The 25,602-nt window shown below is 68.8% G+C and carries 30 protein-coding genes and 1 tRNA gene; 13 read left to right on the top strand and 18 right to left on the bottom strand.

Features of this window, described 5'->3' with window-relative positions:
• Positions 1-27 precede the first annotated feature (27 nt).
• A complete protein-coding gene (locus RS86_RS15285; RefSeq protein ID WP_045273311.1) occupies positions 28-684 on the bottom strand; it encodes a cation diffusion facilitator family transporter in 657 nt (218 codons plus the stop codon).
• A complete protein-coding gene (locus tag RS86_RS15280; protein ID WP_045273310.1) occupies positions 681-1,013 on the bottom strand; it encodes an ArsR/SmtB family transcription factor in 333 nt (110 codons plus the stop codon). Before RS86_RS15280 ends, RS86_RS15285 begins: the two co-directional genes overlap by 4 nt.
• 163 nt (positions 1,014-1,176) lie before the next feature.
• Here RS86_RS15280 and RS86_RS15275 point away from each other — a divergent pair, with 163 nt between their 5' ends.
• Complete coding sequence (locus RS86_RS15275) at positions 1,177-1,830, top strand: GNAT family N-acetyltransferase (RefSeq protein ID WP_052680306.1); 654 nt, start codon at positions 1,177-1,179, stop codon at positions 1,828-1,830.
• Between the two features lie 10 nt (positions 1,831-1,840).
• On the opposite strand, the gene proS is transcribed toward RS86_RS15275, so the two are convergent.
• The 4 genes from proS to RS86_RS15255 form a co-directional block, all read right to left on the bottom strand.
• Complete coding sequence (gene proS, locus RS86_RS15270) at positions 1,841-3,259, bottom strand: proline--tRNA ligase (RefSeq protein WP_235281794.1); 1,419 nt, start codon at positions 3,257-3,259, stop codon at positions 1,841-1,843.
• A gap of 129 nt (positions 3,260-3,388) precedes the next feature.
• The gene (locus tag RS86_RS15265) at positions 3,389-3,799 is read right to left on the bottom strand and encodes a VOC family protein (RefSeq protein WP_045273307.1); all 411 of its coding nucleotides are present in this window, start codon (positions 3,797-3,799) and stop codon (positions 3,389-3,391) included.
• 61 nt (positions 3,800-3,860) lie between these two features.
• Positions 3,861-4,460: a class I SAM-dependent methyltransferase gene (locus tag RS86_RS15260; RefSeq protein ID WP_045273114.1), complete on the bottom strand. Its 600-nt coding sequence runs from the start codon at positions 4,458-4,460 to the stop codon at positions 3,861-3,863.
• 25 nt (positions 4,461-4,485) lie between these two features.
• Positions 4,486-4,752, bottom strand: coding sequence for a hypothetical protein (locus tag RS86_RS15255; protein ID WP_045273113.1), 267 nt, complete (start codon positions 4,750-4,752; stop codon positions 4,486-4,488).
• A gap of 136 nt (positions 4,753-4,888) precedes the next feature.
• Between RS86_RS15255 and RS86_RS15250 the strand changes: the two genes are divergently transcribed.
• The gene (locus tag RS86_RS15250; RefSeq protein ID WP_082076817.1) at positions 4,889-5,293 is read left to right on the top strand and encodes a hypothetical protein; all 405 of its coding nucleotides are present in this window, start codon (positions 4,889-4,891) and stop codon (positions 5,291-5,293) included.
• 5 nt (positions 5,294-5,298) lie between these two features.
• Here RS86_RS15250 and RS86_RS15245 read toward each other — a convergent pair whose 3' ends face one another.
• From RS86_RS15245 to RS86_RS15230, 4 genes are all read right to left on the bottom strand, one after another.
• Positions 5,299-6,228: an aminoglycoside phosphotransferase family protein gene (locus tag RS86_RS15245; RefSeq protein WP_235281793.1), complete on the bottom strand. Its 930-nt coding sequence runs from the start codon at positions 6,226-6,228 to the stop codon at positions 5,299-5,301.
• Between the two features lie 128 nt (positions 6,229-6,356).
• Complete coding sequence (locus RS86_RS15240) at positions 6,357-6,560, bottom strand: cold-shock protein (RefSeq protein WP_045273112.1); 204 nt, start codon at positions 6,558-6,560, stop codon at positions 6,357-6,359.
• Between the two features lie 376 nt (positions 6,561-6,936).
• A complete protein-coding gene (locus tag RS86_RS15235) occupies positions 6,937-7,296 on the bottom strand; it encodes an MmcQ/YjbR family DNA-binding protein (protein WP_045273111.1) in 360 nt (119 codons plus the stop codon).
• A gap of 2 nt (positions 7,297-7,298) precedes the next feature.
• A complete protein-coding gene (locus tag RS86_RS15230; protein WP_045273110.1) occupies positions 7,299-7,829 on the bottom strand; it encodes a GNAT family N-acetyltransferase in 531 nt (176 codons plus the stop codon).
• Positions 7,830-7,894: 65 nt separating this feature from the next.
• On the opposite strand from RS86_RS15230, the gene RS86_RS15225 reads away from it, so the two are divergent.
• Complete coding sequence (locus tag RS86_RS15225; RefSeq protein WP_152642194.1) at positions 7,895-8,677, top strand: class I SAM-dependent methyltransferase; 783 nt, start codon at positions 7,895-7,897, stop codon at positions 8,675-8,677.
• A gap of 64 nt (positions 8,678-8,741) precedes the next feature.
• A complete protein-coding gene (locus tag RS86_RS15220) occupies positions 8,742-9,677 on the top strand; it encodes an alpha/beta fold hydrolase (protein WP_052680305.1) in 936 nt (311 codons plus the stop codon).
• Positions 9,678-9,691: 14 nt separating this feature from the next.
• On the opposite strand, the gene RS86_RS15215 is transcribed toward RS86_RS15220, so the two are convergent.
• A complete protein-coding gene (locus RS86_RS15215; RefSeq protein ID WP_045273109.1) occupies positions 9,692-10,435 on the bottom strand; it encodes a formylglycine-generating enzyme family protein in 744 nt (247 codons plus the stop codon).
• Between the two features lie 41 nt (positions 10,436-10,476).
• Between RS86_RS15215 and RS86_RS15210 the strand changes: the two genes are divergently transcribed.
• From RS86_RS15210 to RS86_RS15175, 8 genes are all read left to right on the top strand, one after another.
• Complete coding sequence (locus RS86_RS15210; protein WP_045273108.1) at positions 10,477-10,986, top strand: DUF2127 domain-containing protein; 510 nt, start codon at positions 10,477-10,479, stop codon at positions 10,984-10,986.
• 10 nt (positions 10,987-10,996) lie between these two features.
• Positions 10,997-11,569 (top strand): dihydrofolate reductase family protein, encoded by a 573-nt coding sequence (locus RS86_RS15205; protein WP_045273107.1) that lies wholly within the window; start codon positions 10,997-10,999, stop codon positions 11,567-11,569.
• A gap of 54 nt (positions 11,570-11,623) precedes the next feature.
• The gene (locus tag RS86_RS15200) at positions 11,624-13,063 is read left to right on the top strand and encodes an adenosylhomocysteinase (RefSeq protein WP_045273106.1); all 1,440 of its coding nucleotides are present in this window, start codon (positions 11,624-11,626) and stop codon (positions 13,061-13,063) included.
• Positions 13,060-14,343, top strand: a complete 1,284-nt coding sequence (locus RS86_RS15195; protein ID WP_045273105.1) for an amidohydrolase family protein — start codon at positions 13,060-13,062, stop codon at positions 14,341-14,343. Before RS86_RS15200 ends, RS86_RS15195 begins: the two co-directional genes overlap by 4 nt.
• Before the next feature lie 22 nt (positions 14,344-14,365).
• Positions 14,366-14,797: a cupin domain-containing protein gene (locus RS86_RS15190; protein WP_045273104.1), complete on the top strand. Its 432-nt coding sequence runs from the start codon at positions 14,366-14,368 to the stop codon at positions 14,795-14,797.
• Positions 14,798-14,859: 62 nt separating this feature from the next.
• Positions 14,860-15,720: an ABC transporter substrate-binding protein gene (locus tag RS86_RS15185; RefSeq protein ID WP_045273103.1), complete on the top strand. Its 861-nt coding sequence runs from the start codon at positions 14,860-14,862 to the stop codon at positions 15,718-15,720.
• A complete protein-coding gene (locus tag RS86_RS15180; protein WP_045273102.1) occupies positions 15,717-16,583 on the top strand; it encodes an amino acid ABC transporter permease in 867 nt (288 codons plus the stop codon). Before RS86_RS15185 ends, RS86_RS15180 begins: the two co-directional genes overlap by 4 nt.
• Positions 16,580-17,314 carry an amino acid ABC transporter ATP-binding protein gene (locus RS86_RS15175; protein WP_045273101.1) on the top strand — a complete coding sequence of 245 codons (735 nt, stop codon included), beginning with the start codon at positions 16,580-16,582 and terminating at the stop codon, positions 17,312-17,314. Before RS86_RS15180 ends, RS86_RS15175 begins: the two co-directional genes overlap by 4 nt.
• 39 nt (positions 17,315-17,353) lie before the next feature.
• Here RS86_RS15175 and RS86_RS15170 read toward each other — a convergent pair whose 3' ends face one another.
• The 4 genes from RS86_RS15170 to polA form a co-directional block, all read right to left on the bottom strand.
• Positions 17,354-18,121, bottom strand: a complete 768-nt coding sequence (locus RS86_RS15170; protein WP_045273100.1) for an SGNH/GDSL hydrolase family protein — start codon at positions 18,119-18,121, stop codon at positions 17,354-17,356.
• A 65-nt stretch (positions 18,122-18,186) separates the two neighbouring features.
• Entirely contained in the window at positions 18,187-19,218 is a 1,032-nt protein-coding gene (locus RS86_RS15165) for an LLM class flavin-dependent oxidoreductase (protein ID WP_045273099.1), read from the bottom strand.
• Between the two features lie 72 nt (positions 19,219-19,290).
• Positions 19,291-20,976: a DUF885 domain-containing protein gene (locus RS86_RS15160; protein WP_045273098.1), complete on the bottom strand. Its 1,686-nt coding sequence runs from the start codon at positions 20,974-20,976 to the stop codon at positions 19,291-19,293.
• Between the two features lie 93 nt (positions 20,977-21,069).
• Positions 21,070-23,703 (bottom strand): DNA polymerase I, encoded by a 2,634-nt coding sequence (gene polA / locus RS86_RS15155; RefSeq protein WP_045273097.1) that lies wholly within the window; start codon positions 23,701-23,703, stop codon positions 21,070-21,072.
• Positions 23,704-23,822: 119 nt separating this feature from the next.
• Between polA and RS86_RS15150 the strand changes: the two genes are divergently transcribed.
• Positions 23,823-24,197, top strand: coding sequence for a hotdog fold thioesterase (locus RS86_RS15150; protein ID WP_045273302.1), 375 nt, complete (start codon positions 23,823-23,825; stop codon positions 24,195-24,197).
• Between the two features lie 4 nt (positions 24,198-24,201).
• Here RS86_RS15150 and RS86_RS15145 read toward each other — a convergent pair whose 3' ends face one another.
• From RS86_RS15145 to RS86_RS15135, 3 genes are all read right to left on the bottom strand, one after another.
• Complete coding sequence (locus RS86_RS15145) at positions 24,202-24,756, bottom strand: GNAT family N-acetyltransferase (protein ID WP_045273096.1); 555 nt, start codon at positions 24,754-24,756, stop codon at positions 24,202-24,204.
• Positions 24,757-24,760: 4 nt separating this feature from the next.
• Positions 24,761-25,378, bottom strand: coding sequence for an ANTAR domain-containing response regulator (locus RS86_RS15140; protein ID WP_045252013.1), 618 nt, complete (start codon positions 25,376-25,378; stop codon positions 24,761-24,763).
• A 93-nt stretch (positions 25,379-25,471) separates the two neighbouring features.
• Positions 25,472-25,557 (bottom strand) — tRNA-Leu (locus RS86_RS15135).
• Positions 25,558-25,602: the final 45 nt, after the last annotated feature.

The following is a 25,602-nucleotide window of genomic DNA, read 5'->3' as shown; positions in this document are numbered from 1 at the left end:
CGTCGGCCGCCAGAGGGGGCGTCGAGGTCAGGAATGGCCCCCGTCGTCCTCGAGGATCATGCCGACCGACGTCGCGCAGGAATCGCCTCGCCAGGCTTCGATGCCCTCTCGGATCGCGAATCCGGCGATCACCAGGCCAGCGACCGCGTCGGCCCACCACCACCCGAACAGCGAATTGAGCACCAGACCGACCAGCACGGCGGCCGACAGATAGGTGCAGATCAGTGTCTGTTTCGAGTCTGCGACCGCCGTCGCGGAGCCGAGTTCACGGCCCGCGCGGCGCTCGGCCAGCGAGAGGAACGGCATGACGATGACGCTCAGCGCCGTGATGACCATTCCGAGGGTTGTGTGCTCCGCTTCCACGCGCCCGATGAGCGTCATGAGCGACGTGACCGTCACGTAGACCGCGAGGGCGAAGAACGCGACGGCGATGACGCGCAGCGTTCCCTTCTCCCATCGTTCCGGGTCACGACGGGTGAACTGCCAGGCGACGGCCGCTGCGGACATCACTTCCACGGTCGAATCCAAGCCGAATGCGATCAGCGCGCTGGATGACGCCGCCACGCCCGCACCGATGGCGACGATGGCCTCGATGACGTTGTATCCGATGGTCGCCGCGACGATCCAGCGGATCCGTCGCTGCAGGACCTGGCGGCGATCGCCGGCGACGGAGGCGATCGTCATGAGCAGCTGCACCCCTCCCCCGTGCAGCAGTTCGGTTCGACTGACAAGACGACCTGGAGGAGCTCTGTGAGGGCAGGCGCGAGGTGCGGGTCGGCGAGCCGGTACGACGAACGCCTGCCTTCTGCGACGGCCTCCACCAGCCCACAGCCGCGCAGACATGCCAGCTGGTTCGACATCACCTGCCGCGACACGCCCAGATCGTCGGCGAGCTCGGACGGGTAGGCCGGCCCGTTCCGTAGTGCCAGGAGAACGGCCGCCCGAGTCGAGTCCGAAAGGGCGTGGCCCAGGCGAGACAGTGCAGCCGTGTGTGGTCGCGTGGCGGTGAGCATGCCGTCATAGTACAGCAGACCGTGTATTGACCCTGTCCCGGAGCTCTTCTCGGAGCCGACCGCGTAGTGCACGGCGTGCGTTTATCGGGGCCTGAAGTGTTTCACAGAGGGCGCAGAGTCACCGCCTCAGTCGCGCATGGCGGGCGTGCCTAGGTTCGGATCCATGGCAGGCATCGTTCATCGCGACCCGACGCACGAGCACCGCGTGCTGCAGCATCCGGGCGGCGAAGGGTCCTGGATGCGGGCGGTGCGAGACGCGATCCCGCTGCGCCGCCCGGATTTCCTTCGCGGGCCAAAGGCACGCGCCCCTCTCGTCGCCCGCACGTTGGTGACGCCCCGCCTGTTGTTGCGCCCGTACAGAACGGCCGACACCGCAGATTGGTTTCGGATCCAGTCGTCGCCCACGATCCGTGAGTTCCTGCCATGGCCGGTCCGGAGTCGCCGTGCGTCGGCGCGGCATCTGCAGCATCGGACCCGGCGCACCCGGCTCTGCTACGACGGCGACTTCCTCGCACTCGCCGTCACTCGAGGTGACGTGGTGATCGGCGATGTCTCGCTGCATCTGCGCGGTACGGATCCACTCACCTTCGGTGCCGAGATCGGCTGGCTCCTGCTACCGTCCTGCACCGGACAGGGCTATGCGGCGGAAGCTGCGACGGCCCTCATCGACGTCGCCTTCGCCGAGTTGGGGGTGAACTGGATCGCTGCAGTGATCCATGAAGACAACCACCCGTCTCTGCGTCTGGCGGAGCGGTTGGGGTTCCACTTCGGTGGCCGTACCCCGGATGGCCAGTACCGTCTCGTCCGAGTGCGCTGAGGAGCGGACGTCAGTACGCGCGCCCGACGATCGCAACGAGATCCTGCTCGGGATTCAGCGGGTCGGGCATCCGTCCGTCACGCGTCTGCAGGCAGCGCACGGTGATGGCGTCCCTGTTGAGCTCCTTCTCGCCGGCCTCGCCGAGGACGACCCAGTCGATCACCGCGAACCCGGTCTTGGCGGCTTCACGCGCCTCGTCGATCGTCGACACGTGCGTCGTGCGCTCAGCGAGGCGCGTGCGAGCGCTCGCGAGCATGTCCTCCTGCATCCGGTCCAGGAGCACCGGGATCGTGGTCACGAGGTCCGCCAGCGGCAGCGGCGACTTGCCGTCCGTGTCGCGGCGCGCATAGGTGACCTGTGCGGCGTCCAGATCGCGCGGACCGACCTCGAGGCGAACCGGCACGCCCTTGAGCTCCCATTCGGTGGCGCGTCGACCGAAGCCAGGGGCGATCCGCACATCGAGCTTCGTGCGCACTCCCGCGGTGGAGAGGTCCGCGACGATCTGCTTCGCCGCGTCAACGGTGCGGTCGTCGTCCTTCACGGCGATGACGACCACCTGATGCGGCGCGATGCGCGGAGGAATGCGCAGTCCGAAGTCATCACCGTGCGACATGATCAGGCCACCCATCATGCGCGTCGACGAGCCCCAGGAGGTGGTCCAGGTGGTCTGCACCTTGCCCTGGGCGTCGGTGTAGGTGATGTCGAAGGCGGTGGCGAAGTTCTGGCCGAGTTCGTGGCTCGTGGCCATCTGCAACGCCTTGCCGTCGCCCATCATCGCTTCGCACGTCATCGTGTTGGTGGCGCCCGCGAAGCGCTCGGACGGTGTCTTGAACCCGGGCAGCACGGGGATCGCGAGCACGTTCTCCAGGAAGTCCTTGTAGACCTCGAGGTGAATGCGCGTGGCGTACTCGGCGGCATCCTCACGCGTGGCGTGAGCGGTGTGGCCTTCCTGCCACAGGAACTCGCTGGTGCGCAGGAAGAGTCGCGGACGCATCTCCCAGCGCACGACATTCGCCCACTGGTTCAGCAGCATCGGCAGATCGCGGTGCGACTGGATCCACTTCGCCATCAGCTCCCCGAACAGCGTCTCGGACGTCGGACGGACGACGACGGGCTCGGTGAGCTCCTTGCCGCCGGCATGCGTGACCACGGCGAGTTCGGGACTGAAACCCTCCACGTGCTCCGCCTCGCGTTCGAGATACGACTGCGGGATGAACAGCGGCAGGTACACGTTCTCGGCACCGGTCGCCTTGATCCGGGCATCGACCTCGGACTGCATGCGCTCCCACACCGCGTAGGCATACGGTCGGATGACCATCGTGCCGCGCACGGGTCCGTTGTCGGCGAGCTCGGCCTTTTCGAGCACGTCCTGGTACCACCGGGGAAAGTCCGTGTCGACGGATGCGAGGATCTTCTGTCGTTCTGCCACCACGCCAGGGTATGACTCCCCGGCGGGGTATCTCCATCAAGAGCAATGCGGGCACGAGATCCGGGGCTCCACTCCCATGGCTCAGTACGGCGCTCTCCACTCTCGCAACCGGCCGGTCAGAAAGCCCGATCAGCGTCGCCAGGGCATGTGCTGCAACGTCCAGGTGTTGCCATCGGGGTCGGCGAAGCCGGCGTAGAAGACACCGCCGACATCCTCCACCGGCCCGATATCGACGCCGCGTTCGGCCAGCTTCGCGCGCGCGGCGGCGATGTCGGAGACGACGAGATGCAGTCCGCGGAGCGAGCCAGACGGCATCTGGGTCCCGGGCAGGCCGGCGCTGAGCGTGATCGAGCAATAGGAGCCGGGCGGCGTGAGCTGCACGATGCGGACCCCTTCGGACGGTTCGACGTCGACGTCGACGATGAATCCGAGCTGCTCGGCGTAGAAGGCCTTCGCGCGGTCGATGTCGCTGACAGGGACGAGCACGAGCTCCAGCAGCATCGCGTTCGGGGAGACGGTGGGCACGGGGTTGTCGGTCATGGTGCGATCGTGCCACATTATCCAACCTGTTGGTTGTATATCTTGCCTGGCGCTGCTCGGGCTACTCCGGCCTCTGCCAGGTGAGGGCGTATCGCCACAGGGCGAAGCGCTTCCACCGGACCTCGGGCAGCTCCTGGGCCGCGGACTCGCGAACCTCCGAATACGAATGCGGCGGCGGCCATACCGTGGGCGCCGAGTGCTCCCAGTAGGTCCGCGTCCGCGAGCACCACTGATGCTGAGCGATGCCGAGCGCATCGTGCGCATGGTCTCCCAGGCTCGTGGATCGAGCGAGTCCCACGACGACGAGAACTCCGCCCGGTGAGGTGAGGGCGCCCAGCCTTCGCAGCGCCGCACGCATGTCATCGAAGTGATGGAGCGTGGCGATCGAAGCGACCACATCGAAGGTCCGACCGAAGTCATGGGTCATCACGTCGCCGTGAACCCAGGCGACGCCGGGGTGCTCGGCTTGTGCGCGTGCGAGCACGCCCTGGTCGAGGTCGATGCCGGTGACGTCCGACATCACCGCCCGCAGCTCCCCCGCCAGCGCGCCATCACCGGTGCCGACGTCGATCGCCGACGTTGCGCCTGCGGGAATCGCGTCCGTGACGAGGCGGTGAAAGTGGATGTTGTGGTTCCACCGCCGTTCCCGATCGCGGCTCAACCGGGCACGCTCAGAGCTCGCGTGATCACGACGCACCGTTGTGGTGACGCGCCGCTGCATCCCCCGTCCAGGGCGGCGCGCCCTCGACGGTGCCATGGCCCCCTCGCCGCACCGCAAGCACGGATGAGAGGCCCACCAGGGCGATGACAGCCGCGCCGACCCCGATGCCGATCCACGCGTTCTGCGTCACCAGTCCGGCGGCGACCCCTAGGGTGGCGCCGATCAGGACCGCCGCGGCCCACACGGCGACGGCATAGCCCCGGGTGGGCCGGGGAATCGAGGGCTCGCTCATGCCTGAAGGATACGGACTCGGCATCCGCAGCACCACGGGATCCCCTTCGAGTACTGTTCGCGGCGGATAACCCGTGCCTCGGCTTCTTGTGCCGAAACTTCCTCGGCTTCCTACGAGGTTGCGTCGATGTTCCGCGATGATGTCAGTCATGACGAGTAGGAGCGCGGCCGAATCTGCGCGTTTCATCCGGTACCAGTCCCCCACGACCTCTGACGCCGGAATCAACCCCGGAGTCTTCTTCCTGGCGGGCGAGCTGGGGCGCGGGGGGCTGCTCTCCCCCGCAGACATGCGGCGATGGCACGCGGCCAACGAATGGTACGACGCGCATTGCGTCGACCCGTCCACGATCGACCCGTCTCTGTACGCGCGGAATCCGCGTGCCGCGTGCTGGTTTCGCGCCGAAGCCGGGCTGGTTCTCGAAAAGGTCCGTCTCTATCTCGACATCCTGGACAGTTACGACGTGCCGTATGAGCGACGCGAATCGTTCCGACCTGGCCGCATCCTCTACCAGGACGAGACTCAGATCGTCGCCACGCCGTGACCGACTCAACGAATCCGGATGCCGACCTCCGCGGCGATGGTCGTGACCATCGCGATGAGCTTGGCGGTTCGCCCTGGCATCGTCTGGCGGTAGTTCTCGATCGTGAGCAGTCCTGGACCAACGAACGCCCAGGCGCGGGCTCTGACCCAACTGGCGTCGTCGGCTGCGGCAGCTGCGCGAAGCACGTCGCGCGCCGGAGCATCGAACATGCTCCACGCGTAGAGCAGGTCGACGGCGGGATCGCCCACTCCTAGACCGCCCCAGTCGATCACCCCGCTCAAGCTCCCGTCAGAGTCGACGAGCATGTTCTCGGCCGACAGGTCGGTGTGGATCCAGCAGGGCGACGTCGTCGCGGGCGGGACATCGCGCAGAAGTCGCCAGGCTCGACGGACCGCTTCCGGGTCGAACACGTCGGAGAGTTGCGTCGCCGCGTAGTCGGCCCACTCGTCGATCGTGTCCGTGACGGGTTCACCCGCGCGGTATCCCCAGTGCTCCGCGCCTTCCGGAACTCCTGAGGCGTCCATGTCATGAAGGCTCTGCAGGAACTGGCCGAGCGTCGTCGCCAGTTCGGCCTGCTGCGTGCTGTCGAGGTCGGCAGGCGGATCTCCTGGCAACCAGGAGACGACGGTCCATGGTCTCGGGAACGCTTCTGACGCGTCACCGACGAACTCGACGCGAGGAACCGGTGTGGGAAGGGCAGGCCCGAGTCTCGGGAGCCAACGCACCTCCTTGAGAAGGTCCTCGGCGTAGCCCTCAGACCGAGGCAGACGAACAGCCTGCCCGTCGCCCAGGCGGAACACCCAGTTGCTGCTCCCCGACGCCGCGCTGGGGCGGAGGTCCTGTCCGGCGAGATGCGGAGCCTGTTCCCGGAGAAGCCGGGCGACCAGCGCGGCGTCCGGGAGGTCCTGCCGTGCGGCCGCAGATTCCTGAGTCACCGTCCCCATGATAGGTCCGCCGAACCGTTCGCCCCCGGCGCGGGGCTCCCGCATAGGACGACGCTCCGCGCAACGAAAAGCGGGCGTCCCGGCATGTGCATGCCGTGACGCCCGCTTTTCGTGAGAACTCAGATGACCTGGATGTTCGCAGCCTGCATGCCCTTGGGGCCACGCTCGGAGTCGAACGAGACCTTCTGGTTCTCCTCGAGGTTGCGGTAGCCGTCACCCGTGATCGCGCTGAAGTGCGCGAAGACGTCGGCGGAGCCGTCGTCGGGCGCGATGAATCCGAAGCCCTTTTCGGTGTTGAACCATTTGACGATGCCAGTGGCCATGTCGTCATTCCTTCTTGTCTGGGACCCGTTGAACGGTCCGCGAATCCGCGACGATGCCGTCGGGAAGTATGGGGTCGCGCCGGCAGGCGCTCGGTCTGGTCGTCGATCCGACGTGCGGGGAGGGGTCCACATGATCCCCGAGGCCGACACGGGCCGCGGGAGAGTTACGGGAACAGCAGGAGAGATCAGAAAACCAACCGGTGAGGAGTGCATCACGATGGCTGACGCAACCAGAGTCACTGAACTGAATACCCGCTCGGCCGATGACCGAGCCCAGAAGCTGGTCCGGAGCAGGACTCGGGCAGAAACCACAACTTCAACAACCTAAGGTCGAGCATATCCCCTTGTCACCTGAGTGAAGGCCCAGAGACGTGAATCAGGCCGGCCCGTCCGGATGCGCCAGGTCGTAGGCGCGGGATAGCTTCTGCGGGACGACCATGCGCCACGCATCCACGACGAACTCCCGCGCCTCCCCCGGATCCAGGGCCGCGAGGTCGGAGCGCACCCAGTGGAAGCGCATGTCGGACGGCGACGGCAGCTGGAACTTGTCGGGCTGGCCGCCGACGAGTCCTTCGCGAAACTCCTTGGGGAACCCGAACTCCATGATGCGCTCGTCCGACGAGAAGGCGACGTACACGATCTGCCCCACGCGGAACTTCAGACGGCCTCGGACGTAGACCTCATAGGAGCGCTCGAGCGTGGATCCGAGGGCCCTCACGTCGTCGATCGTCGCCATGCTCAGTCCGTCGGTTCTCGCACGGTGAGCAGAGAGCGACCGTAGGCGCTCTCCTTGACGACGGTCCCGGTGTCCACGAAGCCGAGCTTCTCCAGCGCGCGCCGTGAAGCCTGATTCCAGTCCCACACGCTCGCCCACAGTCGAGGGAAGCCCGCCCTCCTCGCCCACTCGATGACGGCGCGCCCGGCCTCGGTGGCGTATCCGCGATTGTGCACGGCACTCAGCAGTTCGAAGGCCAACTCGGGCCGTTCGCCGTCGTCGTCGAACACCAACCCGCAGTAGCCGATCACCGCGTCGCTTTCGCGGAGCACGACCGTGAGCAGTCCCGGCTGTGCACGAGCGCTCTTCTGGCGGATATCGTCGGCGATCTCCGCCAGCGTTGGATGTCCCGCCGCATCGAGCCGACGGTGTGGAGGAACCCGCTCGTCGCGTTCGGTCCACAGCCGCCGGAAGACATCTGCGTCCTGCACCTGTTGAGGCCTCAGGTATAGGCGCTCTGTCGTGAGCGTCGCTGCGCGCGATTCCTCGAGCATGACCTCATCATCCCATCGCGACGCGTGCGGGTGTCGGCGCGCGCGTCCGTGTCAGGATCGAAGGCATGACGGATCTGTCGCGGACTCAGGACGGCAGCGCCGGCGACGCCGACTACGGCGTCATCGGCTCGACCTACAGCGACTTCCGCCGGCCGGATCCGAGGATCGCGACCATCGTGCGTGCTGCGCTCGGCGATGCCCGCACGGTGCTCAACATCGGCGCGGGCGCAGGGAGCTACGAGCCGGTCGATCTGGAGGTGACGGCCGTCGAACCGTCCGCGAGCATGCGCGCGCAGCGCCCGCCGCATCTGGTCCCCGCGATCGATGCCGTGGCGGAGTCGCTGCCGTTCCCCGACGCGACGTTCGACGCCGCGATGACGACGTTCTCCGTGCACCAGTGGAGCGACCTCTCCGCCGGACTCGCGGAGGTCCGCCGTGTCACACGCGGGCCCGTCGCGATCCTGACGTGCGACCCGGATCTCCTGGATCGATTCTGGCTCGCCGAGTACGCGCCGGACGTGATCGAGACCGAGCGCCGGCGCTATCCGGCGGTCGCCCGGCTCGCCTCCGCCCTTGGCGGAACGGTTACGGTCGACCCGGTGCCGATCTCCCTCGATTGCACCGACGGCTTCAACGAGGCCTACTACGGCAGGCCGGAGGCGCTGCTCGATGCGGGAGCGCGGGCGGCCTGCTCGGCCTGGAGCTTCGTGGATCCCGAGCGCGCGAGGGACTACGTCGTTCGACTGCGGAAAGCGATCGACTCCGGCGAGTGGGACCGCCGATACGGTGCGCTCCGCAATCAAGCTGCATTCGAGGGCTCGCTCGTCCTGGTGCGCTCGCTGCCCTGACTTCCCCGCCGTCGGACGAGGGACTAACCTGCCGCCAGGATCATCCACGCCCAGGAGGCACGCGATGCGGAGCAGAGCCACGACCGCGCTCATCGCCGGCGTGCTGCTGGCTGCCGTCGTGAGCGGGTGCGCTCCGCAGACACGGCTCCCGCCTGGGAACACGCACGCGCCACTCGTGTCGACGATGAAGGATCGTGCGGGCATGGTGTCACTGAGCTCGTCGCGCGACATGTACCTCACGTGCCGCGGATCCGGATCGCCCACGGTCGTGCTGATGTCCGGTACGGGCGGCGCGGCCGATGAATGGACGACGCTGCCGCCGCCATCATCACCCCCTGCAACCCGTGCCTCCGCGACCGCGGTGCTGCCGGCACTCGCCTCGGATGCGCGCGTCTGCGCCTACGACCGGCCAGGCACCACCCGGGAGGACGGTGATCTCTCGCCGACGACCCCGGTCCCGCAACCCACGACCGCCCTGCACGGGGTGCGGGATCTTCGCGACCTTCTCGATGCGGCGGGTGAGCGTGGACCTGTGCTGCTGGTGGGCGCGTCCTGGGGCGGCATGATCGCCCAGCTGTACGCGCGCACCTACCCGCGACAGGTCGTCGGTCTGGTCCTCGTCGATTCGGCATCGACGTGGCTCGCGCAGACGCTCAGCGCCGATCAGTGGCAGGCGTGGATGGCTGCCATCGCCGCGGCAGGCACCGACAGTACCGCGGAGAGACCCGCCTACGAGCCGTCGCTGCAGGAGTTCGCCGCCGCCCGGCCTGCACCGGACCTGCCGACGACCGTGCTCTCCTCGGACCAGCCGTGGGATCTCGGTGTGACGCCCGGTGCATCGACGTGGCCGGCATGGCTCGCGGCACAGGACGAACTCGCGCGGGCGTCGCACGCCACGCACCTCAGCGCGACGCACAGCGGGCACGGGATCCAGGTGGAGCAGCCGGACCTGGTCGCGTCGGCGATTCGAGATGTGCTCGCTGAGGCGCGCGGAAAGTAGCGCCCATCCCCGCGTCAGCGTCGGGGCGTCCAGCCCGGCGGCAGCGGGCCGGCGAGCAGCGCCCGCTCCTCATCGGCGGCGAGAGACCAGCCCTGAGCAGCGTCCACTCGGTCGAATCCACCGCGCGCGACGCGGAAGCCGAGATCGTCCTGAGCGGTGCGCGGGTCTCCCCCGCGCCGCACCGAGGCACGGACGCTCCACGCGTCGTCCGCGAACCCGCCTCCGCGGAACACGCGATACTCCCCGTAGCGTGCCGGATCCAGCAGATCCCAGCACCACTCCCAGACGTTGCCGAGCGTGTCGAAGAGCCCGTTCAGATTGGGCATCCTCTCCCCCACGCGCTGGGGGTGACGCAGGCCGTCGGCCGCCGTCCACGCGACATCCTGAAGGGGTCCGTAGTGCGGCGCGGTCGACCCGGCGCGGCACGCGTACTCCCACTCCGCCTCGGTCGGAAGCCGGTAGCCGTCCGCATCGACGTCCCAGCGCACGTCCGCGCCATCGAACCGATATACCGGATCCAGTCCCTCCCATTCCGAGGCCGCGTTGCAGAAGCGGATCGCCCGTTGCCAGGAGACGTCGACGGCAGGGCGGTCCGGATGCTCCGCCGCGATCCCGAGCAGCTCGGACACGTGCTCCTCGGTCACGGCGAACACGCCGATCTCGAACGGCTCCAGGTCCACGTGCCAGCGGCGCTTGCTCCGGGCGTCGTGCAGGGCGACGGAACCAGCCGGCAGGGCGCGCATCTCGATGTCACTCATCTCAGGGCAGTCTAAAAGCCGCCGGACCTACCATCGGGTCTATGACGGCCACCGCTTCCCACCGCACCCTGGACCGGGTGTTCGCCGTGAGCATCGTGCTCAAGGGGCTGGACGGCGTGGCCGAGCTGATCGGCGGGCTCGCGTTGCTGTTCATCTCCCCCGCGGCGCTGCGCGAAGCCCTCGGGGATGTCGTCTCCTTCGTGCTCGTGGGCCACGAGCACTCTCCCGTGTTCCACTGGGCGATCCACCTCGGCGACTCCTGGGGCCCGAGGACGACGCTCTTCGCGGCCGCGTATCTGCTCCTGCACGGCATCATCAAGGTGGTGCTGGTCTGGGCGCTGTTGAGACAGCAGCTCTGGGCATATCCGTGGATGCTCGCCGCGCTCGGGGTCTTCATCGTTCTGCAGTGCTACGAACTGATCGTCCATTTCAGCTGGTGGATGCTCGCGCTCACGCTCTTCGACGTGTTCATCGTGGTCCTCACTGCACGCGAGTGGCAGTTGCACCTGCGACGCCGCGAGGCCGCCGCCGATGTCGGAGGCCTCGGATAGCGTCGCCCGCATGACGCGCGCCATCTTCTACACCGCCTCGACCCTCAACGGCTTCCTCGCCGACGACGCCGACTCGCTGTCCTGGTTGCTCTCGATCCCTCAGGACGCGGCGACCGCCGACATCGCCGCGTTCACCGAAAAGGTCGGCGTTTTCGTCGAGGGTTCCTCGACCTACGAGTGGCTCCTCCGGGAGGAGGGCCTGCTCGACCACCCCGAGCGCTGGCAGCAGTTCTACGGCGACCGCCCCACCTTCGTCTTCACGTCGCGAGAGCTCCCCCGGGTTCCGGGCGCGGACATCCGGTTCGTTCGGGGTCCGGTCCGCGAGCACTGGGACGAGATCGTCGCAGCCGCCGGTGCCCGCGATGTGTGGATCGTCGGGGGCGGCGACCTCGCCGGACAGTTCGCCGACGAAGGTCTGCTCGACGACATCGTCGTGACGTTCGCCCCTGCCACGCTCCGCTCGGGCAGGCCGCTGCTGCCACGCGACCTCGGCCATTCCCGCCTCGAGCTCACCGGAGTGCGCCAGGCAGGGCCCTTCGCCGAGCTCACCTATCGCCTGTCGCCGCCTACCGGCGGTGAGTGACGGAGCGATGTCGCACGGCGGCGAGCGGGCCGGCGGAACCTCTACGCTGAACAGGTGCCCGACGCCCTCCTGATCGCCGAACGACTCGTGCGCCGGTTCGCCCGTGACACCAATCTGCTGGTGGCGGGCCGCACCATCGGCGTCATCGGGGAAGACGACGTGGCCGACGAGCTGCGCGCGCTCCTCTCGCGATTGGGCGCCCGGATCGGCGACGGCGCGGTCGTGTTCGCACCGGGGACCGCGACGGAGATCCTGCTCGACGGCGCTCCACTGCCCCCGCGCGCGACCGCCGATGAACGCATCGACTTCGCGGGATCGCATATGCCCGTCTCCCGAGGGCTCGCCGAGGCCTTGCACGCCGCGGAAACGGTCCACGGCATCCGGATCGGCATCGCGATGGTGCTCGAGCCGAAGACTGCGCAGCTCGCGTTGCAGCTGCGCGACGCGGGCGCAGACGTTGCGGTGTACGCGCACCCCGACGAGATCGACCCCGAGGTCGCCGCCGCGTTGCGCGCACGAGGGGTCCCGGTCGACGGGAACCCATCACTGTCAGGAGCGGCCGAGCGCGAGGCGGCGATCGCCTTCCTTCGTCGTGGCCACGACCTGCTGCTGGACGACGGCTCGCACCTGATCCGGCTCGCCCATCAGGAGGAGCTCCTCGCCGGTGTCAGAGGCGCCGCGGAGGAGACGACGAGCGGCCTCACTCCCCTCCGACGGATGGCGGCGGAAGGCGTGCTGCGGATCCCGGTGGTCGCCGTGAACGACGCGCCGATGAAGACCGCGTTCGACAACCGGTACGGCACAGGGCAGTCCTGCGTGTTCGCGATCGCGGATGTGCTCGACGCGGCGGGCATCTGTGTGCGCGACCAGCCGGCGGTCGTCGTGGGATACGGCCCCGTCGGTGAGGGCGTCGCGGCGCACCTGCGGGCCCTCGGCGCGCAGGTCAGCGTCACGGAGACCGATCCGGTGCGGGCGCTCCGTGCGGCGCACGACGGCTACCGGACCGGACGACTGCGCGCTGTGGCGCCCGGTGCTCTGGTCGTCTCTGCCACCGGCGCCCCGCACACCATCGATGCCGAGACCCTGCACACGGCGCGGATCGTGGCGGTCGCCGGAGGCGTACCAGGGGAGGTCGATGTCGACGTCGCCGGGCTGCTCCCGTTCGAGCTCGACGGCGCCGCGCTCCCCCATCTCCAACGCGCGGGCGATGGTGCGCTCCTGCTGGCGCGGGGCGGGTGCGTCAATCTCGCGGCCGCAGAGGGCAATCCGATCGAGATCATGGATCTCTCCTTCGCGGTGCAGCTCTCCGCCGTGGCACAGCTGCTCGACGCGTCCCTGCCTGCAGGCGTGCATCCCTTCCCCGTGGACGCCGACGAGCTGGTCGCGCGCGCCGCGCTGGCGGTGCGCGGCGAGTTGCTCGACGTCCGCAGCGACGCGCAGGTCCGCGCCCAGGACGACTGGCGTTCGCCCCGGTACCGGGAGGCGACGGCATGAACGGCGTGACCCTGTACTCCGCGGGGCAGGTCTTCCCCATCACCGCCCCGCCGATCACCGATGGTGCCGTCGCCGTGCAGAACGGCAGGATCCTGCACGTGGGCGAGCGCGCCTGGGTGCAACGCTCCCTCGCCGACCGCGGCGCCACGCCCACCGAAGTGCACTGGCCCGGCGTGCTGATCCCCGGGCTCGTCAACGCGCACACCCATCTGCAGTACACCGGCATGGCCGAGGTCGGACGAGGCCGCTATCAGGGCTTCGAGGACTGGGTGACGGCGTTCGACCCGGTGTACGAGGCCGGGCGGAACTGGGCCGCGGAGGCGGCGGACGGCGCTGCGGAGCTGATCCGCACCGGCACGACCGCCGCCGCCGACGTAGTGACAGACAGGGCTGCCGCGTCCGCGCTGCACGACGCCCGTCTGCACGGCATCACCTACTGGGAGGTGATGAGCTGGACCAATGCGGACTGGGCGCGCACCGGGCGTCGTCAGGTCGAGGACTCCCTGGATGCGCTGCCCACGCCGCCGGGAACCGGGCTGTCGCCGCACGCTCCGTACTCCCTCGACATCGAACCCTTGCTGGAGATCCCCGACATCGTCCGCGAGCGCGGCAGCCGGATCCACATCCACCTCGGTGAGGCGGCGTTCGAGAGCGAGTTCGCGCACGACCAGGCCCATGCCTGGCACACGGCCGGTCTCGCGAGCTTCCAGGAGCTGCGCGATGCCGGCTTCGGAACCAGCGCGACCGAGTTCGTAGACCAGCTCGGCGTGCTCGGCCCCGACTGCCATATCGCGCATGGCGTCTACATGAGCGCCCGCGACCGTGCGATCCTGCGGGAGCGCCACACGAGCGTCGCGTTGTGCCCCCGCTCGAACGCGGTGATCGGGCTGGAGGAACCGCCGATCGCGGCCTACCTGCGCGAGGGCAATCCGATCGCTGTGGGCACCGACTCGCTCTCGTCGAGTCCTTCGCTCGACCTGCTCGCCGACGTCGCCGAGCTCGCCCGCATCGCCCGGTCCCAGGGGTACACCGATCGCGACCTGCACGCACGGCTCCTGAACGCCGCGACCCTCGGCGGCGCACACTCCATGGGGATCGACGTCGGTCCCGACCGCACCGGCTACCTCGCCGTCGGAGCCCTCGCGGATCTCGCGTTCTTCGACGTCCCGCCGGGTGCCGATGCGGTGGTGGAGCTCGTCGAGGCCGGGGCAGGACGATCTGCCGCGACCGTGATCGCCGGCGAGATCCGTCACTCCACCACGGCTTTCGAGACCCCCTGACCGCCTGCAACGGAGGCACCCCATGACGGCACCCGTCCCCTCGACCGCGATCCGCCTCGGTCTCGAGCCCCACCCTGAGGGCGGCTGGTTCCGCCGCACCTGGACCAGCCCGAATTTGATCGAGACCGCCGGCGGCACGCGCCCCGCGGCCACCTGCATCCACTATCTCCTCACTCCGGAGGAATCCAGCGCCTGGCACGTCGTGTCCAGCGACGAGCTCTGGCTCTGGCACGGCCCCGGCCGCCTCGAACTCAGCCTGGGCGGATCCGAGTCCGTGCCGGGAGACGCCGAGACGATCGTGCTGGGCCCCGACGACGCTGCGCAGGCGCTCGTTCCCGCGGGGGTGTGGCAGGCCGCTCGCCCGCTGGATGACCGCGAGGTGCTGGTCTCCTGTTTCGTTTCGCCCGGTTTCGACTTCGCCGACTGGCGACTCGCCGATTCCTCTACGGTATGAACGGGGCACCTGCGCCTGCAGTCACACCCGTCCGCCCCCGCACCCGCATCTCAGGAGTCTCCGTGTCCCTCGCACCCGCTCTGCGCCGTGTCGCGCTCGTCTCGACGATCGTCGCCGCCGCTCTCTCCCTCGCCGCGTGCAGCGGATCCGCTGCATCTGCCCCGTCCGCCGGCGCCGATGCCACCGGCGCGGCCCTGCAGACCGTCACCGCGGGCAAGCTGACGATCGCGACCGGCGACCCCGACTACGAGCCGTGGTTCGTGGACAACGAGCCGTCGAACGGCAAGGGCTTCGAAGGCGCCGTCGCCCACGCGGTCGCTGCCGAGCTGGGCTTCTCGGAGAAGCAGATCGTGTGGACGCGCACCGGCTTCGACGCCGCCATCGCCCCTGGCCCCAAGGACTGGGACCTCAACATCCAGCAGTTCTCGATCTCCGAGGATCGCAAGAAGGCCGTCGACTTCTCGTCGTCTTACTACACGACCACGCAGGCGGTCGTCGCGGCGAAGGGCACGCCCGCCGCCTCGGCCACGAGCGTCGCCGATCTCAAGAAGGCCAAGGTCGGCGTCGCGACCGGCACGACGAGCTACACCGTCGCGAAGGCGCAGCTCGGCACCGGCGACCTCAGCGTCTTCAACTCGGTCGACGACGTCGTCCAGGCGCTCAAGGGCGGCCAGATCGACGCGATGATCACGGACCTGCCCGGCGCGTTCTACGTGACCGCGGCCCAGCTCGAGAACGCGGCTGTGGTCGGGCAGTTCGCCGACGACAAGGGCGGCGACCAGTTCGCCTTCGTGCTCCCGAAGAACTCCTCGCTCACGCCCGCCGTCACGAAGGCCGTCGACGCGCTGCAGAAGAACGGCACCATCGCCGAGCTGCAGAAGAAGTGGCTCAGCGAGGCCGTGAACGTCCCCGTCCTGAAGTGACCGCTCCCCTGGCCGACGCGGCGTGGCAGCCGAGCGCGCTCGAGCTGTCCCGCCGCGCGCTTCGACGCCGCGCGACGGTGTGGTCCGTTCTGCTCGCGCTGCTGAGCAGTCTGGCGGTCGCCGGGGTGCTCGTCATCGTGATCGCGAACACCCCGGGCTGGAAGGTCGTCCGCGAGACGTTCTTCGACCCGAAGGTCGCTCTGGCGAGCGTGGGCCCGATCTTCCAGGGTCTGCTCCTCAACATCGTCGTGCTCGTGATCTCCGCCGTCTGCGTGGCGCTGCTCGGCACCCTGCTCGCCGTCCTGCGCTCGCTGCGCGGTCCTGTGTTCTTCCCGCTGCGATTGCTCGCCGCGGCGTACACCGACTTCTTCCGCGGCGTGCCGCTGCTGATCGTGCTCTACCTGGTCGGCTTCGGGATCCCGGCGCTCATGATCTTCCCCCGCATGCCCGCGATGTTCTGGGGCACGATCGCGCTCGTCATCAGCTACTCGGCGTACGTCGCCGAGGTGCTCCGCGCCGGGATGGAGGCCGTGCACCCCTCGCAGCGGGTCGCGGCGCGCTCGCTCGGGCTCACGCACGGGCAGACGCTGCGGATCGTGGTCATCCCGCAGGGCGTGCGCAAGGTGGTCCCCGCGCTCATGAACGACTTCGTCTCGATGCAGAAGGACGTCGGGCTCATCTCGGTCCTCGGCGCGATCGACGCAGTCCGCGCGGCGCAGCTCCAGGTCGCCGAGACGTTCAACTTCACGCCGTACGTCGTCGCCGGGCTCTTCTTCGTGATCCTGAGCTGGCCGATGATCCGGCTCACCGACGTCGTCACGTCGCGTCTCAACAAGCGCGAGCAGGCCGGAGGGATCGTATGACCGCTGTGATCGAAGCGCTCGGCGTCCGCAAGCGCTTCGGCGACCACGATGTGCTGCGCGGCATCGACCTCGCGGTCGACGCGCATGAGGTCGTCGTGCTGATCGGCGCGTCCGGATCCGGCAAGTCCACGCTGCTGCGCACGATGAACCTCATCGAGCGCGTCGACGACGGACAGATCCTGCTCTCCGGGACGGACATCACGGATCCCCGGATCGACGCGGATGCGATCCGTGCGCGGATCGGGGTCGTGTTCCAGCACTTCAATCTGTTCCCGCACCTCACCGTGCTCGACAACGTCACGCTCGCGGCTCGCCGTGTGCATCGGCTGTCGAAGGCGGACGCCGCCCGACGCGGCCTCGAGCTGCTGACGACGCTCGGCCTCGGGGACAAGGCCGACGCCTACCCCGACCGTCTCTCGGGCGGACAGCAGCAGCGCGTCGCGATCGTGCGCGCAATCCTCACGGACCCGGAGCTGCTGCTCTTGGATGAGATCACGAGCGCGCTCGATCCGCAGCTCGTCGGCGAGGTCCTCGATCTGGTCCGCGAACTCAAGGGACGCGGCACGACGATCCTCATGGCCACCCACGAGATGTCCTTCGCCCGCGAGGTCGCCGACCGGGTCGTCTTCCTCAAGGACGGCGTGCTCATCGAGCAGGGGCCGCCCGAGCAGATCTTCGACGCGCCACAGCATCCCGCGACCGCGGAGTTCCTCGCCCGCGTTCCGCACTGAAGACTCTGGGCGGGCTGAGCGGCCGGCGGTAGCGCCTGCTCAGCCCGCGGACGACGGGCGGATCTCGGTCCACTCGGCGAACTTCGGCCGGCGGCCGTCGCCGGACGAGCGCCGCGTGACACGGCGCTTGATCCACGGGCCGACGTGCCGTCGGTAGTACGCGGCCGTGCTGAGTGGCTCCTCCTCCGGCACGTCGTGCGCATGCCACCACTCCTCCGGAGCTCCGGCGCCGACGGCATCGAGTACTCGCGCGGCGACGCGGTGATGGCCGTTCGCGTTCATGTGCAGACGGTCCTCCGCCCAGTACTCGGGCCGGCTGAGCTCACGATCGGGCCAGTTCAGCGCTTGCAGCACGTCGGCCCGATCCTGGATCCTGCGGAGCACGGCCGCGGACAGTTCGTCTCCGCGGCGCTGGATGAGCGAGGTCAGCGGCAGCTGCGCCGACGGGTTCGCCCCGGAGAGCACGATGAGCGTGGTGCCGGCCTCATCGCACCGTCGCAGCACACGCGTGAACGCATCGGCGATGTGCTCGATATCGGCTTTCGGGCGCAGCATGTCGTTGCCGCCCGCGTTGAAGGACAGGTGCGTCGGCTTCAGGGCGAGGGCGGGTTCGAGCTGCTCCTCGACCACCGGCCAGGCGAGCCGACCGCGGATCGCGAGGTTCGCGTACTCGATCGGCTCTCCGATCGCGTCGGCCCAGCCGATCGCCGCAAGGTCCGCCCATCCTCGGACGGTGCCGTCGGACAGTTCATCACCGACGCCCTCGCTGAACGAGTCTCCGATGGCGACGAAACGGACAGTGCTCATCCCCTCAGCCTACGACGACGGCGCCGAGCGGATGATCGTCCGCCCGGCGCCGTCGCGACCCCAGGTCAGTCGTCGGCGAGCATCGCCCGCACCCGCGGGATCACCTCGGTGCCGTACAGCTCGATGCTGCGCATCATCGCCTCGTGCGGAAGCGGTCCGGAGGCGTACTTGAGCTCGAACCGGCCGATGCCGAGGGCGCGCACCGTGTCGACGATCTTCCGCGCGACGCGGTCCGGAGAGCCGCTGTACATCGCCCCCTCGGGACCCACGTCGTTCTGGAACCGCGCACGGCTGTAGGCGGGCCACCCGCGCTCCCGGCCGATGGTGTTGTTCATCGCCTCCATGCCCTCGTAGGCCGCGTCCCAGGCCGCGGCATCGGTGTCGGCGATGTGGCCGGGCGAGTGCACTGAGATGGGGTGCACCGCCGTACCGAAGGCCGACGTGGAGCGGTGGTAGAGGTCGACGAACGGCTTGAAGCGTGCCGCTGCGCCGCCGATGATCGCGAGCGTGAGCCCGAGACCGTAGCGTGCGACGCGGACGACGGACTCCGGCGACCCGCCGACGCCGACCCAGGTGCGCAGGCCGTTCTCGGTCTTCGGGAAGACGTCCGCGTTCTCGAGCGGCGCCCGCACGGTCCCCTGCCACGTGACCGGCTCCTCCTTGAGGAGCTCGACGAACAGCTCGAGCTTCTCCTCGAACAGGCGGTCGTAGTCGCGGAGGTCGTAACCGAACAGCGGGAACGACTCGGTGAACGACCCTCGTCCGAGAACGACCTCGGCGCGGCCGTTCGAGAGCGCGTCCAGCGTCGCGAAGCGCTCGTACACGCGCACCGGGTCGTCGGACGACAACACCGTCACCGCGGTGCCGAGGTGGATCCGCTCCGTGCGGGACGCGATGGCGGCGAGCACCATCTCGGGGCTCGACACGGCGAACTCGCGCCGGTGGTGCTCCCCCACGCCGAAGTAGCCCACGCCGACCTCCTCGGCGCGCACGGCCTGCGCGACGATGTTGCGGATCGACTGCGCGCCGCTCAGCATCTCCCCGTCGGCTCCGCGGCTCACGTCGCCGAATGTGCCCAATCCGAACTGCAGATCCATCCCTGCCCCTTTCGTATTCAGATGAATGAACCCTCAAGGGGCAGGGCTCATTCCCATGATGGGATGCGGATCTCAGCCGACCTGGAAGACCGACCGCAGCGTGTCGAGCCCGACGCCGCCCATGTCGAGCGCGCGCTTGTGGAACGCCTTGATGTCAAAGGCGTCGCCCTCGCGCTCCTTGACCGCGTCGCGGACCTGCTCCCAGATGCGCTGGCCGACCTTGTACGACGGTGCCTGCCCCGGCCAGCCGAGGTAGCGGTTGACCTCGAACTGCCGGAACTCATCGGACATGTTCACGTTGCGGCGCATCATGTCGAGCGCGTAGTCGTGGTCCCACACGCCGTCGCCGTCCAGGCGCGGCTTGCCGAGGTGCACGCCGATGTCGAGCACCACGCGCAGAGCGCGCATGCGCTGCCCGTCCAGCATGCCGAGGCGGTCGGCGGGGTCGTCGAGGTAGCCGAGCTGCTCCATGAGGCGCTCCGCGTAGAGGGCCCACCCCTCGGCGTGGCCCGATGTGCCGGCGAGCACGCGCCGCCAGGTGTTCAGCTCCGCACGGTTGTACGTGGCCTGCGCGATCTGCAGGTGATGGCCGGGAACACCCTCGTGGTACACGGTCGTCAGCTCGCGCCAGGTGTCGAACTCCGTCACGCCCTCCGGCACGGACCACCACATGCGGCCGGGGCGGGAGAAGTCGTCGGTCGGGCCCGTGTAGTAGATCCCGCCTTCCTGAGTCGGCGCGATCATGCACTCGAGCTCGCGGATCTGCTCCGGGATGTCGAAGTGGGAGGCGCCGAGTTCGGCGATGGCCCGGTCGCTGGTCTCCTGCATCCAGCGCTGCAGGGCGTCCGTACCGACGAGCTTCCGCGCGGGGTCCGCCTCCAGGTGGGCGACGGCCTCCTCGACCGTGGAACCGGGGAGGATCTCGTTCGCGATGGCCGTCTGCTCCGCCACCATCCTGGCGAGTTCTTCGCGGCCCCACTCGTACGTCTCGTCGATGTCGATCGTCGCACCGAGGAACCGGCGCGAGGCCAGAGCGTACAGCTCACGCCCCACGGCGTCCTGGTCTCCGGCGACCGGTGCGAGCTCCGCGCTGAGGAACGAGCGCAGACCGTCGTACGCGACGCGGGCGGCCGCAGAGCGGTCGGCGAGGTCGCGGGCGAGGCTCGCGGGCAGCTGTCCCTCGTCCGTCGAGGCGTCGGCGACGAATGCGGCGAAGAAGCCGTCGTCCGCGGTGTAGCGGGCGATCTGCGTGGCGACCTCGACGACCTGACGCCGGGCCGGTACGACGCCCTTCGCAATGCCCTCGCGCAGCGTCTCGACATATCCGTCCAGGGCGGCGGGGATCGCGCCGAGACGTTCGGCGACGACGCTCCAGTCGTCGGCCGTCGCCGTCGGCATGAGGTCGAAGGCCTGACGCACATCCTGTGCGGCGGAGGCGATGACGTTGAGGTCGCGCAGGTGCCACTGGGCGTCGTGCTGCTCGATCGAGAGACGGAGCTCGGCGGAGAGATCCGTCTTGGTCACGCGGTCGATCTCGTCGACGGGCTCCTGAGCGTCGAGCTCGGCGAGAACGCGACGGGTCTCCGCGATCGCGTGCTCATGGCCGGCGGGGCTGAAGTCGTCGAGACGGCCGTTGACCTCGTTGCGGCCGATGTAGGTGCCGAGAATCGGCGAGAGCTCGGCGAGGGTGTCGACCCAGCCCTCCGCGATCTGATCGATGGTGGACGGCGTGCGCGTCGTGGGCTGCTCTGCGGTCATCCCCTGAGCCTATCCATGGAACAGGCCCCGCTCCATGGAACGACGCGTCCCGGAGGACGGGTCGTGGAGCGGGGCCCATGGCGGCTCGATGGGTCAGTGCGCGGCTTCGTTCCAGTCGCCGCCGCGGCCGACCTGCACGTCGAGCGGAACCGACAGCTCGGCCGCGCCGCCCATGCGATCGCGCACGATGCGCTCGGTCGCGTCCCACTCCCCTGGTGCGACCTCGACAACGAGTTCGTCGTGAATCTGCAACAGCACCCGCGATGCGAGTCCCTCGTCGAGGAGATCCGAGTGGATCCGGAACAGCGCGATCTTCATGATGTCGGCCGCGCTGCCTTGGATGGGGGCGTTGAGCGCCGCGCGCTCGGCGTTCTCGCGGAGCACGCGGTTCGGGCTGACGAGATCCGGGAACGGACGACGGCGCCCGAAGATCGTCTCGGTGTAGCCGACCTCCTTCGCCGCGAGCACGGAGGCGCGCAGGTAGTCCCGCACAGCCCCGAACCGGGCGAAGTACTCCATCATCAGCTGCTTGGCCTCGGACTGCTCGATGCGCAGCTGCTTGGACAGGCCGAAGGCGCTGAGCCCGTAGACCAGGCCGTAGGACATCGCCTTGACCTTGGTGCGCATCGCGGAGCTGACCTCCTCCGGCTCGACGCCGAAGACGCGGGCGCCGACGAAGCGATGCAGGTCCTCCCCCGAGTTGAAGGCCTCGATGAGTCCTTCGTCGCCGGACAGGTGCGCCATGATGCGCATCTCGATCTGCGAGTAGTCCGCGGTGAGGAGCGTCTCGTAGCGCTCGCCGACTTGGAAAGCGCTGCGGATCCGCCGCGACTCCTCGGTGCGCACCGGGATGTTCTGCAGGTTCGGGTCGGTGCTGCTCAGCCGGCCGGTCTGGCTGCCCGTCTGCACGTAGGTCGTGTGGATGCGGTGATCGGCGCGGATCGCGGTGTCGAGCGACTCGATGATCTGCCGGAGCTTCGTGGCCTCGCGGTGCTGCAGCAGCAGATCGAGGAACGGGTGCGGGTGACTCTCCTGCAGGTCGGCCAGCACGGCCGCGTCGGTCGAGTATCCGGTCTTCGTCTTGCGCGTCTTCGGCAGCTCGAGCTGCTCGAACAGCACCTCCTGCAGCTGCTTGGGCGAGCCGAGGTTCACCTCGCGCTCGATGATCGCGAAGGACTCCTCGGCGATGCGACCCGCGCGCTCCCCGAGCTCCTGCGAGAAACCGGAGAGGATCTCGTGCGAGACGGCGACGCCCGCGAGCTCCATGTCGGCCAGCGTGATGAGGGTGGGCAGCTCGATCTCGCGGAGCACCCGGTCGACGCTCTCCGGCACGTCCGTGCGGAGGGAGGTGGCGACCCGCGCCGTGAACCAGGCGAGCTGCGCGGGCGAGGCGCCCTCGGTCTCCGGCACGAGCTGGGTGGGATCCGCCTCCGGGAGCTTCTCGCCCAGATAGCGATCCACGAGATCCGCGAGCGTCTTGTCCGGGTAACTCGGACGGAGCAGCCAGCCGGCGAGGTTGGTGTCGTAGGCCAGACCGCCGACGCGCATGCCCGCGGTGTGCAGCGCCTTCACCTGCGACTTGGCGTCGTGGAAGATCTTCGGCGCGTCCGAAGCGAGCCAGTCCGCCAAGGCTGCCTGCACCTGGGGGGACCACGAGAGCTCGACCAGGTCGTCGCCGTGTGCGAGACCCACGCGCTGCGGCAGGCCGCCGGCAGTGGTCACCTCGACCGCGACATCCCCGGTGGCGGCTTTCAGCCAGGTCGCGAGGCCCTCCGCGGCGAGCTCGGCTACATCGGGGAGGGCGACTGTGGCGACATGCTCCTCTTCGGGAGCGTCTTCGCCGACGGCTTCGAAAACGCGCGGAAGCAGCGTGCGGAACTCCAGCCGCGCGAAGATGTCACGCACGGCCTGCGCATCGATCGGGCGCGTCTCGAGGTCGGTCGGACCGAGCGGGAGCTCCACGTCCTGCAGGAGGCGGTTCAGCTTGCGATTCCGGCGCACGTCCTCGATGTGGTCGCGCAGGTTTCCGCCGACGACGCCCTTGATCTCCCCCGAGCGCTCGAGCAGCTCGTCGAGCGTCCCGAACTGGGTGAGCCACTTCACGGCGGTCTTCTCTCCCACCTTCGGCACGCCGGGCAGGTTGTCGCTGGTCTCGCCCACGAGCGCGGCGATGTCGGGATACTGCTCCGGGCGCACACCGTACCGCTCCTGCACGGCGACAGGGTCGTACCGCTTGAGCTGCGACACCCCCTGCACATTCGGGTAGAGCAGCGTGACCTGATCGTTCACGAGCTGGATCGTGTCGCGGTCACCGGAGACGACGAGGACGTCGAAGCCCTGCGCCGATCCCTGAGCGGCGAGCGTCGCGAGGATGTCATCGGCTTCGATGCCCTCCTTCGTCAGCACCGGGATGGACATCGCGGCGAGGCAGTCCTGCAGCAGCGGGATCTGCCCGCGGAACTCCGACGGCGTCTCCGAGCGCGTGGCCTTGTACTCCGGGTACTCGTCCGTGCGGAACGAGTGCCGCGAGGTGTCGAAGGCGATCGCCAGATGGGTCGGCTGCTCCGCCTTGATGAGGTTCACCAGCATCGACAGGAACCCGTAGATGGCGTTCGTGTGCTGGTTGTCCTTCGTGGTGAAGTTCTCCACCGGAAGGGCGAAGAAGGCCCTGTATGCGAGCGAATGGCCGTCGACGACCATGAGGGTAGGCTTTGCGGAGTCCGTCACGACTTCCAGCCTAACGACCCCGGCGGACATCGAATCGAGGAGGACCCCGCGTGAGCGAGCAGGTCGACGCGAGCACCGCGCGGACGAGCCCCGGACTGGAGTGGGCGACCGAGCGCGGCATGGGTGCTCTGGCCGAGAAGATGGGCCTGAGCTGGGTCGAATTCTCGGTGGACCGCTGCGTCGCCACGATGCCCGTCGAGGGCAACACGCAGCCGGTCGGACTCATGCACGGCGGCGCCTACGTGGTGCTCGGCGAGTCGCTCGGTTCGATGGCGGCGAATCTGCACGCGGGGCCAGGACGGCTCGCGGTGGGCGTCGACATCAATGCCACCCACACCCGCTCGGCGACGAGCGGCGTCGTCACCGGCGTGTGCACGCCGATCCATCTCGGCCGCAGCGTCACCGTCCACGAGATCGCCGTCAGCGACGATCAGGGCCGACGCTGCTCGACGATCCGCATCACGAACATGATCAAGGATCTGCCGAACGCCTGATCCGTCAGGCGGCGCTCTCCGGAGAGTCCTCCTCCAGGATCCGCTGGAACAGCAGGTGGTCCTGCCACTCCCCTGCGATGCGCAGGTAGCGCGGGGCCGGGCCGATCTCGGTGAAGCCTGTCGCCCGCAGCACGCGCTGCGAGGCTTCGTTGTGCACGAGCGTCGCCGCCTGTACGCGATGGAGCCCGAGGTCGTCGCGCGCGAGCGCACAGACCAGGTCCACAGCGCACCGCATGAGACCCCGGCCCGCCAGTCGCCCGTCGATCCAGTAGCCGAGATGCGCGCTCCAGAACGCGCCGCGGACGATGTCGCTGAGGTTCGCCCGCCCGACGATGCGGTGCGCACCGTCCTCGAGCACGTAGGAGGCGCCGCGACCGTCGGCGACGGCCCGCAGTGACTCCGCGATCAGCTGATGCTGACGTGGCCCGGTGAAGAACTCCTCGGAGCGCAGGGGCTCCCACGGCTCGAGGTGCACGCGGTTGCGGCTGTACGCCGCTGCGAGCTCCTCGCCGTCGCCGGCCAGGAGCGGGCGGAGCAGGATCCCGTCGCCGAGATCCATGCCGCTACTTCTTCGGAGCCAGCTGCTCGATGATCGCCTTCGCCACGTCCTGCATCGTGAGGCGACGGTCCATCGACGCCTTCTGGATCCAGCGGAACGCCTCGGGCTCGGAGAGGCCCATCTTCTCGTTCAGCAGTCCCTTGGCACGGTCGACGAGCTTGCGGGTCTCGAAGCGCTCGACCATGTCGGCGACCTCGGCCTCGAGCGTGATGATCTGCTCGTGACGCGCGAGCGCGATCTCGATCGCCGGCAGGAGGTCGTTCGGGGTGAACGGCTTGACGACGTAGGCCAGCGCGCCGGCCTCGCTCGCACGCTCGACGAGCTCCTTCTGGCTGAAGGCGGTGAGCAGCACGACAGGGGCGATATTGCCCTTGTGCAGCTTCTCGGCAGCGCTGATGCCATCCAGCTGCGGCATCTTCACGTCCATGATGACGAGGTCGGGACGAAGCTCGGTCGCCAGCTGTACCGCGGTCTCCCCATCTCCGGCCTCGCCGACCACGTCGAAACCGTTGTCGCGGAGGATCTCGACGATGTCGAGGCGGATCAGCGACTCGTCCTCGGCGACGACGACGCGTCGCGGAGCGGACGAGGCGGGCTGCTCAGGCTGCTGCTCTTCAGTCACGGATCCATCCTACTGGACAGGAGATTCGGATCTTGTGAACCACGGGTGCTGCGAGCGTTGTGGAACGGCCTGGCGGCTGTTCCACAACGCTTCTGGTGCCGGCGGTGGGACTCGAACCCACACGTCCTTTCGGACAAAGCATTTTGAGTGCTCCGCGTCTGCCATTCCGCCACGCCGGCCCGGATCGACTGTAGCGCACCCGGGGATACGACGAGGGCCGGTCC

The organism is Microbacterium azadirachtae (genome assembly GCF_000956505.1).
Lineage (GTDB): Bacteria > Actinomycetota > Actinomycetes > Actinomycetales > Microbacteriaceae > Microbacterium > Microbacterium azadirachtae_A.
The sequence above is the reverse complement of the archived record's forward strand: the minus strand, read 5'-3'. Positions and strand labels throughout refer to the sequence as shown.

Bases quoted from the DNA above. Each gene is read 5' to 3' on its own strand.
- RS86_RS15145 (WP_045273096.1), bottom strand. From the start codon at position 24,756: ATGGATCTCGGCGACGGGATCCTGCTCCGCCCGCTCCTGGCCGGCGAC.
- RS86_RS15235 (WP_045273111.1), bottom strand. From the start codon at position 7,296: ATGGCGACGATCGACGACGTGAGGGCCCTCGGATCCACGCTCGAGCGC.
- RS86_RS15250 (WP_082076817.1), top strand. From the start codon at position 4,889: ATGATGTCAGTCATGACGAGTAGGAGCGCGGCCGAATCTGCGCGTTTC.
- RS86_RS15190 (WP_045273104.1), top strand. From the start codon at position 14,366: ATGACGGCACCCGTCCCCTCGACCGCGATCCGCCTCGGTCTCGAGCCC.
- RS86_RS15150 (WP_045273302.1), top strand. From the start codon at position 23,823: ATGGGTGCTCTGGCCGAGAAGATGGGCCTGAGCTGGGTCGAATTCTCG.
- RS86_RS15280 (WP_045273310.1), bottom strand. From the start codon at position 1,013: ATGCTCACCGCCACGCGACCACACACGGCTGCACTGTCTCGCCTGGGC.
- RS86_RS15195 (WP_045273105.1), top strand. From the start codon at position 13,060: ATGAACGGCGTGACCCTGTACTCCGCGGGGCAGGTCTTCCCCATCACC.
- RS86_RS15230 (WP_045273110.1), bottom strand. From the start codon at position 7,829: ATGCTCGAGGAATCGCGCGCAGCGACGCTCACGACAGAGCGCCTATAC.
- RS86_RS15215 (WP_045273109.1), bottom strand. From the start codon at position 10,435: ATGAGTGACATCGAGATGCGCGCCCTGCCGGCTGGTTCCGTCGCCCTG.
- RS86_RS15265 (WP_045273307.1), bottom strand. From the start codon at position 3,799: ATGACCGACAACCCCGTGCCCACCGTCTCCCCGAACGCGATGCTGCTG.
- RS86_RS15255 (WP_045273113.1), bottom strand. From the start codon at position 4,752: ATGAGCGAGCCCTCGATTCCCCGGCCCACCCGGGGCTATGCCGTCGCC.
- RS86_RS15205 (WP_045273107.1), top strand. From the start codon at position 10,997: ATGACGCGCGCCATCTTCTACACCGCCTCGACCCTCAACGGCTTCCTC.
- RS86_RS15210 (WP_045273108.1), top strand. From the start codon at position 10,477: ATGACGGCCACCGCTTCCCACCGCACCCTGGACCGGGTGTTCGCCGTG.
- RS86_RS15240 (WP_045273112.1), bottom strand. From the start codon at position 6,560: ATGGCCACTGGCATCGTCAAATGGTTCAACACCGAAAAGGGCTTCGGA.
- RS86_RS15285 (WP_045273311.1), bottom strand. From the start codon at position 684: ATGACGATCGCCTCCGTCGCCGGCGATCGCCGCCAGGTCCTGCAGCGA.
- RS86_RS15160 (WP_045273098.1), bottom strand. From the start codon at position 20,976: ATGACCGCAGAGCAGCCCACGACGCGCACGCCGTCCACCATCGATCAG.
- RS86_RS15175 (WP_045273101.1), top strand. From the start codon at position 16,580: ATGACCGCTGTGATCGAAGCGCTCGGCGTCCGCAAGCGCTTCGGCGAC.
- RS86_RS15220 (WP_052680305.1), top strand. From the start codon at position 8,742: ATGCGGAGCAGAGCCACGACCGCGCTCATCGCCGGCGTGCTGCTGGCT.
- RS86_RS15275 (WP_052680306.1), top strand. From the start codon at position 1,177: ATGGCAGGCATCGTTCATCGCGACCCGACGCACGAGCACCGCGTGCTG.
- RS86_RS15165 (WP_045273099.1), bottom strand. From the start codon at position 19,218: ATGGATCTGCAGTTCGGATTGGGCACATTCGGCGACGTGAGCCGCGGA.
- RS86_RS15225 (WP_152642194.1), top strand. From the start codon at position 7,895: ATGACGGATCTGTCGCGGACTCAGGACGGCAGCGCCGGCGACGCCGAC.
- RS86_RS15170 (WP_045273100.1), bottom strand. From the start codon at position 18,121: ATGAGCACTGTCCGTTTCGTCGCCATCGGAGACTCGTTCAGCGAGGGC.